This is a genomic window from Kitasatospora sp. NPDC048194, assembly GCF_043202455.1.
Taxonomy (GTDB): Bacteria; Actinomycetota; Actinomycetes; order Streptomycetales; family Streptomycetaceae; genus Kitasatospora.
Map to the genome: position 1 here is coordinate 39,692 of NZ_JBIDAK010000036.1, position 10,689 is coordinate 50,380.

Genomic DNA, 10,689 nt, shown 5'->3' on the forward strand with positions numbered 1-10,689 from the left:
GACGCTCCACGCCGACGCCGGCGGCGGAGCACCGGCGGCGGGGCACCGGCAGCCGCCCCGGCCCGGGAGGCGGCGGGCGCGGGAGACGCCGATACTGGGGCCGCAACCCGAGGCGGCCCCGGCGGCCGGGGACGGCCGTCGACGCGCCGCGGAACCGAGGAGTACGCCGTGACCGGACCAGTTGTCGTCGGCTTCGACGGCTCGCCCGAGAGCCTCGCCGCCACCGAATGGGCCGCCCGCGAGGCACAGCGCCGCGGACTCGGCCTCGAAGTCCTCCACGCGTGGCCCTGGCCGAAGCGCGACGTGGTCGGCAGCGACCAGACCTACCACCGCGCCCTGGCGCAGCTGGCCGAGCGCGAGGGAGCCCTGCGCGCCCTGGCACCGGAGGTGCCGATCGTCTCCTCGCCGGTCTCCGGCGACCCGGTGGAGGCGCTGGAGGCCGCCTCGCGCACGGCGGCCGTGGTGGTCCTCGGCTCACGCGGGCTGGGCACCCTGCGCGGCTACCTGACCGGCTCGGTGAGCCAGGAGGTGCTGCGCCGGGCCGCCTGCCCGGTGGTGCTGGTGCGGGCCCACGAGAGCGAGCCGGCCGGCGACGTGACGGTCGGCCTCGACCTGACGCACCCGGCGGAGGAGGTCCTGGCCTTCGCCTTCGAGGCCGCCGCGCTCCGCTCCGCGCCGCTGCGGGTCGTCCACGTCTGGAACCCGCCCGCCGGCAGCGAGTACATGGCCTACGGCGCCATCGGCGGGCTGGAGCGCGAGGTCTCCGCCGTCGAGCGGACCGGGCTCGCCGAGGCCCTGGAGCCCTGGCGCGGCCGCCACCCCGAGGTGGAGGTGACGGACGAGCTGGTGCGGGGCAAGGCCGCCGTCGAGCTGGTGGACGCGGCGGCGACGGCCCGGCTGCTGGTCGTCGGCCGCCGTACCCACCACGCGCCGCTGCGCCACCACCACCTCGGCCCGGTGGCACACGCGGTCGTCCACCACGTCCACTGCCCGGTCGCCGTCGTCCCGTACGGCTGAGCGGGCCGGCACGACCGCCGGGGCGGCCCCACCGCGGACGTCGTGTACGTTCGATGCGATTCCCGAGCCTCCGCCCGGCCGATCCCCGAGGAGCACGTCATGGCCGATGACACCCGCGCCCACCTGCTCGCGACCCTCGACATCGCGGCCTCCGCCCGCGCGCACGGCAACCACCCCTTCGGCGCGCTGCTGACGGACGCCGACGGGAGCGTCCTGCTCACCGCCGAGAACACCGTGCTGACGGACCACGACGTGACCGCCCACGCGGAGACCAACCTGGTCCGGCGGGCCTCCCGCACCCTGGCCCCGGCCCAGCTCGCCAAGGCCACCCTGTACTCCAGCACCGAGCCGTGCGCGATGTGCGCGGGCGCCATCTTCTGGAGCGGCATCCGGCGGGTCGTGTACGCGCTGGCGGCGACCGAACTGAACGTCATCGCGGGGGTGGATCCGGAGGAGCCGGTGCTCCACCTGCCCTGCCGTCAGGTCTTCGCCGCCGGCGGCAGCCCGGTGGAGGTCTCGGGGCCGCACCTGTACGAGGAGGCGGCCGCGGTGCACACGGGGTACTGGGGCTGACGGGTGCGGCCGGACCGGCGCCGCCCGTAGCCGTCCGTCAGACTGTTCCCGCGCCGCGGGCGGCGGAGCCCGGTCCGCGCGCGGTCGGCAGCACGCGGGGAGGAGAAGCGGTGGGGGCGGAGCTGATCGGGGCGGTGGCGGCGGCACTCGGCTGCGGCGATTCGGCGGTGGTGGACGTCGGCCCGGGGCACCGGCGGCTGGCCGTCCCGGACCGGCAGGGCGGGCGGTTCACCGTCGACGTCCTCGGCGACGGCGGCGGGGCGCACCGGGTGGTCCACCTGCTGCCGGGTGGCGGGCTCAACGTCGCCGCCGACTACTGCACCGCACGGGGCCGGAGCCTTGCGCGCTTCCTCGCCGACCACGGGTACCTGGTCGTCGGCACCACGCCGCGCGAGGACGCGTTGACGCCCGACCTGATCGGCCCGCACTGCGCGGACCGGGGCCTGGACGCCCAGCGGGCCGACCTCCGGCGGGTCGTCGCCGCCGTCGAGTCCGTCACCGGCCTGCCGTACGAGTTGCTCGGCCACTCGGCCGGGGCCGCGCTCGCGCTGGCGACCGCCGCACGGGACGGCGGCGAGCGGCTGCGCCGGGTGCTCGTCCTCGACACCACCGGCCCCTACGACCCGGAGACCGAGCCGGAGCTCGTCGCGAGAGCCTCGGCGCTGACCGACGGGTTCCGGCAGCTGTTGGCTGCGGGCACCTGGACCGTCGACCCCGGGCTGAAGGGCCTGTTCGCCCGCGCGGCCGCCGCCCCGGACGCCCCGAGCGGGGTGCCGCGACCGGTGCCCGGGGCGGCGCAGTTCAGCAACCTCGGCCTGCTGCACTACGCGCTGACCCGCACCCGGGAGCTGCCCGGGGCGGCGAACTGGATCTACCACCGGGGCCACAGCGCCGGTGAGTACGCCTTCGGCGCCACGCCCACCGAGGACCGCTTCGTCCTGGACCACGCACCGCTGCCGGTCTGGACGGCGGCGGTCTCCCGGCTCGGCAGCGGCCTGCAGGCGACCGCCCTGCTCCGCGACCTGGCGGCGCTCTGGGCCGGCCGGGCGGAGGTCCACCGCATCGACTGGTCCGCGATCCGGGCCGATGTCGTCTGGCTGAACGCCGAGCTCGGACGCGGCGACCACGACCTCGGCCCCCGCCTGGTCAGCCGGGGCGGCGCCCGGGTCGACTACCGGGTGGTGCCGGGCTACGGCCACGGCGACGTGGTCTGGTCGGCCACCGCCGAACGCGACGTGTGGCGGTGGCTCCTGCCCGGCCGCTGAACGGCCGGCCGGGCCCCGGTCGGCCCTTCAGGCCTGGGCGAGGGCTTCGCTGAGGCGGTTGGCCGCCTCGACGGCGGCCTGGGCCAGGTGCGGGCCGGGGTGCCGGGTGAGGCGCTCGATCGGGCCGGAGACGGAGACGGCGGCCACCACCCGGTTGGACGGGCCGCGGACGGGCGCGGCGACGGAGGCGACCCCGGGCTCGCGCTCGCCGATGGACTGCGCCCAGCCGCGGCGCCGCACCCCGGCGAGCGCGGTGGCCGTGAAGCGGGCGCCCAGGAGGCCGCGGTGGAGGCGCTCGGGTTCCTCCCAGGCGAGCAGCACCTGGGCGGCGGATCCCGCCTTCATGGACAGCGTGACGCCGACCGGGACGGTGTCGCGGAGGCCGGAGAGCCGCTCGGCGGCGGCCACGCAGATGCGGACCTCGCCCTGGCGCCGGTAGAGCTGCGCGCTCTCGCCCGTGACGTCACGCAGGTGCGTGAGGACCGAGCCGGCGGCGGCCAGCAGCCGGTCCTCACCGGCGGCCGCCGAGAGTTCCGTCAGCCGGGGGCCGAGGACGAACCGGCCCTGCAGGTCCCTGCTGACCAGGCGGTGGTGTTCCAGCGCGACGGCGAGCCGGTGCGCGGTGGGCCGCGCCATACCGGTCGCGGCGACGAGTCCGGCCAGTGTGGTGGGGCCGGACTCCAGGGTGCCGAGGATCGAGGTGACCTTGTCGAGCACGCCGACGCCGCTCGTGTTCTGCATGGGATGGGTACTCCAGTCTCGTACCCGTGAGCGGGGGGCGGATTCGCGCTCACGGGGGCTCCCCGCGGGGAGCGGGGGTGGTCAGCGAGGACGGGCCGGAGAGATCGGCCGAGTGCCTGCGCCGGGCACGAGACGGGTACGCGGAACGGCCGGGGCGGCGGAGAGCGCCCGGGCGAAGGACAGCACAGAGAGCACCGTGTCTCCTCATCTTTCCCGCGCCACGTTGGCGACAGGCCGGAGTTGGCACTGATCCCGGGCGGCGCGGCGCGTACTTCGGACGCCGGGTCGACCGGGGAGTTGCCGGGGCTTCGTAGGGCCGGTCCCTCCACCCCTCTGGATGATTCGCCAGGAACCATACAAGACTCCCCGGCCGGCCCGCCAAACCGGCCCCCCCGGCGGAGCCCGGCCGGTCAGCGGCGCTCGGGACGGGGGCCGGGCCGGTACGGCGGCCCGCACCCATTCGGGGAGGGATTCCCCCCGCGCCCGTCCGTCGCCGACCGTTCCCACCGCTCCGGCTGCTTCAATCTGCGGGACGAGGCCTTCCGGGCTTTCCAACTCTCTTCACTGAATTCGGTTTTAATCATTCGTTATGCGCGGGCCCTTCACTCCACCCGGCCGAACCGCGAGGCTTCCGACTGTTTCCGCCGGAGCCGCGCGACCGCGCGGCCCGCCGCATGGGGAGGACCCACCATCGTGCCCAACAGGCAACGCCGACGGCTGCTACTGCCCGCCGTGACCCTCACCGCGCTCGGACTGACCACCACCCAGGCCCTCGCCGCGCCGTCCGGGACACCCGGGCCTCGTCCGCACCAGGCCCAGCACCAGGCCGAGATCGGGGCGAAGCACGCGAAGAGGGTCCGGGGCGGCACGGGCTCCACCGCCGGTCCCGCCTTCAGCGCCAGGGCGGACGCCCCCGGCGAGGACGAAGGCGACGAGGCGGAGAACTCCGCCGAGGGCACCGCCCAGTACACCGAGGCCCGCACCGCCCCCGGGGTGGTCGCGCCCGGCGCGTACGGCGCCGCCTGGGCCCAGCTGCAGTCCATGCCGCACACCGGCGGCAGCTGGGACCACGTCACCGACAAGCCGTACAACTCCGACGACCCGCGCTACCGCGACGTCAACTCCAACTCCAGCGGCGGCTCCGGGTTCGTGACCGGCCGGATCACCGGCATCGCGGCCGACGACGACGGCTACGTCTACGCGGGCGGCGCCAACGGGGGCGTGTTCCGCTCCCGCACCGGCGGCGGGCAGTGGCAGTCCATCTCGGACAAGCTGCCGTCCCTCTCCACCGGCACGCTGAACCTCGACGGCGGTGGCCGGCTCTGGTACGCGACCGGTGAGTCCAACACCGGCGCGACCTCGTACGTCGGCACCGGCGTGTACGTGCTCGGCGACCCGAAGCACGGCGAGTTCCAGCCCGGCATGCGGGTGGGCGGCGCGGAGCTGGAGTCGACGATCATCCACGCGCTGCGCTTCGGCGGCGGCAAGGTGTGGGCGGCCACCAGCCGGGGCGTGTGGAGCCACTCCACCACGGACCTGTCCGGCCCCTGGGCGCTGGAGTTCGCACCCAACCCGGACTACCTGCCGGGCGGTTCGAGGGCGGGCGACCCGGCCGCGCCGTACAAGAACATCGCCAACGACATCGCGATCGACCCGAAGGACCCGACCAAGGTGGTCCTGGCGGTCGGCTGGCGCGGCGGCGACACCTACAACGGCTTCTACGCCAAGGCCACCGACGGCACCTGGCAGCGCGTCGGCTCGCTCGGCGACCTGCCGACCGACGCCGCGAACGTGGGCAACGTGACCTTCGCAGCCTCCGCCGACGGTTCCCGGTACTACGCGATCGACCAGTCCCCGGCGGTCATGGCGAGCGACCCGGACACCGGCCTGAAGGGCATCTACGTCTCCAAATCGGGCTCGCCGTTCGGCCCGTGGACCCAGATCGCGGACAAGGACAAGCTGAAGAACTCCGGCTCCGCGCTGCAGGACGCCGGCTACCAACCGGGCATCCAGGCCTGGTACAACCAGTTCCTCCAGGTCGACCCGGCCAACCCGGACCACCTCTACGCCGGCCTGGAGGAGGTCCTGGAGACCAAGGACGGCGGCTCCAGCTGGACCGTCCCGGGCCCGTACTGGAACTTCGGCTTCCCCTGTTGGAGCATCGACCCGGCCAAGCAGACCGGTGACTGCTCCCAGACCACCCACTCCGACCAGCACGCCATCGCCGTGGGGTCGTACCGGGGCAGGACCAGCGTGTACGTCGGCAACGACGGCGGGATCTACAGCCGTCCGATCAACGGCGCGGCCGACGCCTCCGGCCACGCCACCGACTGGAAGTCCCTGGCCGACGGCACCATGGACACCCTCCAGTACTACTCGGTGGGCGTCGGAAAGGACCCCGCGGACCGCTCCGGCCGGGGCGTCATCGTCAGCGGCGGCCTCCAGGACAACGGCGAGTCCATCCTGCGCGCCCACGACAAGGTGATGGGCTCCGACTTCGGCGGCGACGGCGCCGACACCCTGGTCGACCCGAACAACGGCTGCAACATCGCCGAGGAGTACGTCTACCTCGACATGTGGGTCACCCAGAACTGCGCCGTCAACGACGGCTCCTGGAGGAGCGACCCGAGCAAGGCCACCTCCTACGAGGTCGCCCCGCCCGACAAGGACACCAGCGCCGCGCGCTTCATCGCCCCGATCACCAGCGACCCGAAGGACGTCAACACCTGGATCGCCGGCGGCCGGCACGTCTGGGTCCAGCACAAGGGCTACGCCATCCGCAGCGGCAGCGAGTGGACCTCCGCCTACGACCTCGGCGCCGGCCACGTCGCCACCGCCGTCGCCACCGTCAACGGCACCGTGTACGCGGGCTGGTGCGGCCCCTGCAACAACCAGGGCTTCAGCCGCGGCATCGCCGTCGGCAACACGGACGGCACCGGCTGGCACCAGCTCAACCTGCCCGTCGACGGCACCCTGCCCAACCGCTACGTCTCCTCCTTCGCCGTCGACGAGAACGACGCCCGGCACGTCTTCGTCGCCTTCAACGGCTTCTCCCGCACCTGGACGGAAGGCCCCGGCGCCGGCAACGGCCACCTCTTCGAGACCCACGACGGCGGCGCCACCTGGACCGACGTCTCGGCCAACCTGCCGGACGTCCCCGCCACCTCCGTCAAGATCCTCCCCAACGGCGGCCTCGCCCTCGGCACCGACCTCGCCGCCTTCTACCGCGCCCCCGGCACCACCGACTGGCGCGTCCTCGGCCGCAACCTGCCCACCACCGCGGTGCAGCAGCTCAAAATCGGCCCGGACGGCAGGCTCTACGCCGCCACCTTCGGCCGCGGCATCTGGTCCTTCAACCTGCACAGCCTGGGCCGCGGCCGCTACGACGAGACCGACGACTGATCCCGTCCCTCCCGGCTCGCCTCCCACCGGTGCCCGGCACGCTGCTCACGAGCGTGCCGGGCACCGGCCTACCAGGCGCCGAGAGGTCGGCGCAGGCCGGAACCAGCGCTTCGCCGGTGCCGTCCAAGGTGGACGGATGTCAGCTGGACACCAGAACACCGGAGGCTCCCGCCATGAACCGACCCGCCGCCGTCGTGGCCGCCGTCCTGCTCCTCGGCCTCGCCACCGGAGCCTGCACGTCCGGAGCGGGCACCTCGACCCCACCGTCCTCGCCCGGCCGGAGCGCACCCGCGGATGCGACCGGCGCTCCGAGCCCCACGCCCACCACCGCAGCCGGCCAGCCGGCTTCTGCTGCGGACGCCTCCCCGGCGGTCACCGCGCCGGCTGTCCGTCCGACCGGGGCCGGCCGCCCCGCCGTGCCGAGCGGGGCACCGTCCGGTGAACCCGCCTCCAACCGGAGCCATCCGCCCACGGCGACGAGCGCCGCCGCCAGCCCGCCACCGGCCGATGCCGAGAACCCGGTGGACCTCCAGCACCGCCCGGGCTCCGCCGCCTCGCACCCGGCGCGCTGATGATCCGTCATCGCGTTTGACGCACCCGGTGCTTGAGGATTTCCGGAACGGGACCGGTGCCGCCGAGGCGGCGCCCCGCCCGGCCGGACGAGCGGCCGATGCCGTCCGGGTTGTCATGACTGAAACACCGTCGGACTGGGCATACCGTCGATAGCCCACCGACGGGCCCGGCTGAAGCTCCCCCACGAGCGCAACCGGGCCCTTGGCCGGCGACCGGGCCTGGACGTGACTCCCCCCACGGAGTGGCGGCCAGGCCCGCCTCTGTTCTACCAGCGACACGCAGCGTACATGTCATATCCACGTAACGCTACCGGGCGGCAGCGGACAACCCGACCTGGCCGGAAATCCCGGGTCGGCGGGCTCCCGGCAGCCGGCCGGGGCCGCCCGCCGGGACCGGGCCCCGGGTCGGCGCCCGTCAGCTCACGGCGGTCACGGCGGCCGTGGTGGTGGCGACGGTCGCCGCCGCGATGGCCGCGACGGCGACGTGCATGTTCCGGATCGCCTGACCGACGGACTCCGCCGCCCAGTCGCCCGCGGCTATCTCCGCGAAGCGCAGCTCGACCCGCGCCCGGGGGAGGTCGGCGAAGGCCAGACCGTGCAGCCGCGCAGCGTGCAGCAGCGCGATCAGGGTCGCGGTGCGGACGTCGGGCGTCTCATGGTGCCGGATCACGGCGGCCAGTCGGCCCCGGAGTTCGCGCTCCACCGAGCCGTCCGCCTCCGGGTAGCGCCGGACCGGAAACAGCCCGAGGAGCCGGTGCCGCTCCTCGACGACCAGGCCGCGCTCGCACAGGCGCTGCACGGTGGCCCGGACGGCCGTGGCGTGGTCCTTGGTCAGCCAGTCCGTCGCCTTCGCCCTGTCGGGGCCCTTGCGCCCGACCCACTCGACGAGCCGCTCCAACCGCTCGTCGAGCAGCGGGTCACCGGTCGGGGTCCGGTCGGTGACGCTGATCCGGCCGCCGTCGAGCGCGACCCGGCCGGCCAGCGCGAGGTCGGCCAGGAGCCCTCCCGCCACCGCCCATCCGGCGCCCGAACCGTCCTTCGCCACACCGGACTCGTCGTCCAGCGAGAGCAGCATCAGCTCCTCGGCGAGGGTGACGTGCATGTGCCATTCCTTTCCCTGGTGCGAACCGGCCACCCGCAGCGCGCCTGCCAGCCGGCGCGCCCGGGTGTCCTCAGCCAGCAACGCCCACCCGGGCGGCTCGGTTCCCCGCGCCGCTCCCGACGGCCGGCGCGGCGCGGGCGGGCAGTTGTCGCCCCCTCAGCGACGGACCCGCCCGCACGGATCCGGGGTGGCACCCGGGGTCAGTCCACGGTGACGGCCATCTTGCCCAGCGCGCCGCCCGCCTCCATCACCCGGTGGGCTTCGACGATCTCGTCGAAACGGAAGACCCGCACCGGTCGCGCCCGGAAGGCCCCGGACTCGACCTTGGCGTAGATCGCCTGCAAGGGGACCTCGGCGAGCGGGAACTCGGGGGTGCCCAGGACGAACGCGCTGCCGAAGAAGCTGAGCTGGACACCGGTCGGAAGGTCGGCGATCGGGTCGAAGTCGCGCACCGGCTCGAAGCCTCCGAGGAAGCCGAGCTGGCAGACCCGTCCGCGCGGGCGGACAGTGGCCAGGGAGTCCCGCAGGACGCTGTTGCCGACGAGGTCGAAGACCGCGTCGACCGGGGCGGTCGCCTTGTCGACCTGCGCGGCCAGGTGGCCGTCGTCGACGAGGACGTCCTCGGCGCCGAGCTCCTTCAGGAGCGCGGCGTGCGCCGCGTTGCGGGTGGTGGCGAGCACGCGCGCGCCGTGGTCGACGGCGAGGTTGACGGCGGCCTGGCCGAGGGAGGAGGTCGCCCCGCGCACCAGGACGCGCTCGCCGGGGCGCAGGCCCAGGTTGCCGAACAGCCCGTACCAGGCCGTCGCGTAGACCTCGGGGACGGCCGCCAGGTCGGCCCACCCCAGCGGGGAGTCCACCGCGGCCACGTTGGCGGCCGGTACGGTGACCAGCTCGGCGTGGCTGCCGTTGCGGGTGCGGCCCATGCCGCCGAGGATCGCGACGACGCGGGTCCCGGGGGCCAGTCGGCCCGACGGGTCGGCCTCGACCACACCGGCGCACTCGATGCCGGGGACGGCCGCGACCTCGCCCCAGGCCCCTGCGCGCATGTACGCCTCGGCGTGGTTGAGACCGAACGCCCTGACCCTGATCAGCACCTCGCCCTGCGCGGGCACGGGGTCGGGCAGGTCGGTGAGGTGCAGGACCTCGGGGGCGCCGTAGGAGGAGATGACGATGGCCTTCATGGACGGATCCATTCTTGAATAGTGGTTCAACTATCGGGCCGAACAAGAGGGCCACCGCGTGCGGTGGCCCTCGGGACGAGCGCCTAGACGAGGACGGCGAAGGCGTTGTCGACGATGGCGCGCAGGACCGCCGCGTCGGGGTTCGCCTTCCCGACGACCATCAGCCCCTGGCAGGTCGCGACCAGCACCTTGGCGCTGCCGGCCGGGTCCACGCCGGCCCGCACCTCGCCCGCGTCGCGAGCGTTGCGCAGGGCGGTGGTCATGCAGGCCTCCAGGCGCGCCAGGTGCCCGCGCACGACGGCGGCCGCCTCGTCGTCCTCGGCCGCGTTCTCGATGGCGGTGTTCACCAGCAGGCACCCCTGCCGGCCCTCCGTGCTGAGCAGGTCCTGCACCAGCCCGTCGAAGTAGCCGCGCAGCGCGGCCAGCGAGGCGCCGGGCGCCGCCAGCTCGCCCAGCTTCTGCGGAACGACCAGCTTGGAGTACCGCTCCAGCGACTTCAGGAACAGCGCGTGCTTGCCGCCGGGGAAGGCGCTGTAGAGGCTGCCGGGCTTCACCCCGGTCGCCTTGACGAGGTCCTCGACGGACGTGGCCCGGTAGCCCCGCCACCAGAAGCGCAGCATGGCCTGTTCCACCACGGCGTCGGGCTCGAACTCTCGGGGTCTGGGCATGCGGGAACCATATCTGAACACCCATTCAAGAACAAGGGCGTTCCGCGCCTCCGGCCCCGACGAGCCGGGCCCGTGACCACCCGTCGGGTACTGCTCCGTTCGGCTGGCCGCCCCGCGTGGCGGGTCCGCCGCCGGAGCACCGCCGCGCCGCGCCCGGCTACCGTCGTC

Annotated in this window: 9 protein-coding genes and 1 riboswitch; of the genes, 5 read left to right on the forward strand and 4 right to left on the reverse strand. The window is 74.5% G+C overall.

Annotated elements, in window-relative coordinates; all coding sequences use genetic code 11:
• The first annotated feature begins 168 nt into the window (after window positions 1-168).
• From ACGF07_RS30460 to ACGF07_RS30470, 3 genes are all read left to right on the forward strand, one after another.
• Window positions 169-1,017, forward strand: coding sequence for a universal stress protein (locus ACGF07_RS30460; protein ID WP_392903936.1), 849 nt, complete (start codon window positions 169-171; stop codon window positions 1,015-1,017).
• Between the two features lie 99 nt (window positions 1,018-1,116).
• The gene (locus ACGF07_RS30465) at window positions 1,117-1,590 is read left to right on the forward strand and encodes a nucleoside deaminase (RefSeq protein ID WP_350745442.1); all 474 of its coding nucleotides are present in this window, start codon (window positions 1,117-1,119) and stop codon (window positions 1,588-1,590) included.
• A 110-nt stretch (window positions 1,591-1,700) separates the two neighbouring features.
• The gene (locus ACGF07_RS30470; RefSeq protein ID WP_392903938.1) at window positions 1,701-2,855 is read left to right on the forward strand and encodes a hypothetical protein; all 1,155 of its coding nucleotides are present in this window, start codon (window positions 1,701-1,703) and stop codon (window positions 2,853-2,855) included.
• A gap of 27 nt (window positions 2,856-2,882) precedes the next feature.
• On the opposite strand, the gene ACGF07_RS30475 is transcribed toward ACGF07_RS30470, so the two are convergent.
• The gene (locus ACGF07_RS30475; protein ID WP_350745448.1) at window positions 2,883-3,596 is read right to left on the reverse strand and encodes an IclR family transcriptional regulator; all 714 of its coding nucleotides are present in this window, start codon (window positions 3,594-3,596) and stop codon (window positions 2,883-2,885) included.
• Window positions 3,597-3,797: 201 nt separating this feature from the next.
• A riboswitch (SAM riboswitch) is annotated at window positions 3,798-3,940 on the reverse strand.
• Between the two features lie 346 nt (window positions 3,941-4,286).
• Here ACGF07_RS30475 and ACGF07_RS30480 point away from each other — a divergent pair.
• Window positions 4,287-6,998 (forward strand): glycosyl hydrolase, encoded by a 2,712-nt coding sequence (locus ACGF07_RS30480; RefSeq protein WP_392904011.1) that lies wholly within the window; start codon window positions 4,287-4,289, stop codon window positions 6,996-6,998.
• 173 nt (window positions 6,999-7,171) lie between these two features.
• Window positions 7,172-7,570, forward strand: coding sequence for a hypothetical protein (locus ACGF07_RS30485; protein ID WP_392903940.1), 399 nt, complete (start codon window positions 7,172-7,174; stop codon window positions 7,568-7,570).
• A 415-nt stretch (window positions 7,571-7,985) separates the two neighbouring features.
• Here ACGF07_RS30485 and ACGF07_RS30490 read toward each other — a convergent pair whose 3' ends face one another.
• The 3 genes from ACGF07_RS30490 to ACGF07_RS30500 all read right to left on the reverse strand — a co-directional run bounded on the left by ACGF07_RS30490 (window position 7,986) and on the right by ACGF07_RS30500 (window position 10,521).
• On the reverse strand, window positions 7,986-8,672 hold the full coding sequence (locus ACGF07_RS30490; protein ID WP_392903942.1) for a GPP34 family phosphoprotein: 687 nt from the start codon (window positions 8,670-8,672) through the stop codon (window positions 7,986-7,988).
• 200 nt (window positions 8,673-8,872) lie between these two features.
• Window positions 8,873-9,865 carry a zinc-binding dehydrogenase gene (locus ACGF07_RS30495; RefSeq protein ID WP_392903945.1) on the reverse strand — a complete coding sequence of 331 codons (993 nt, stop codon included), beginning with the start codon at window positions 9,863-9,865 and terminating at the stop codon, window positions 8,873-8,875.
• A gap of 71 nt (window positions 9,866-9,936) precedes the next feature.
• Window positions 9,937-10,521 (reverse strand): TetR/AcrR family transcriptional regulator, encoded by a 585-nt coding sequence (locus ACGF07_RS30500; protein WP_392903947.1) that lies wholly within the window; start codon window positions 10,519-10,521, stop codon window positions 9,937-9,939.
• Between the last annotated feature and the right edge of the window lie 168 nt (window positions 10,522-10,689).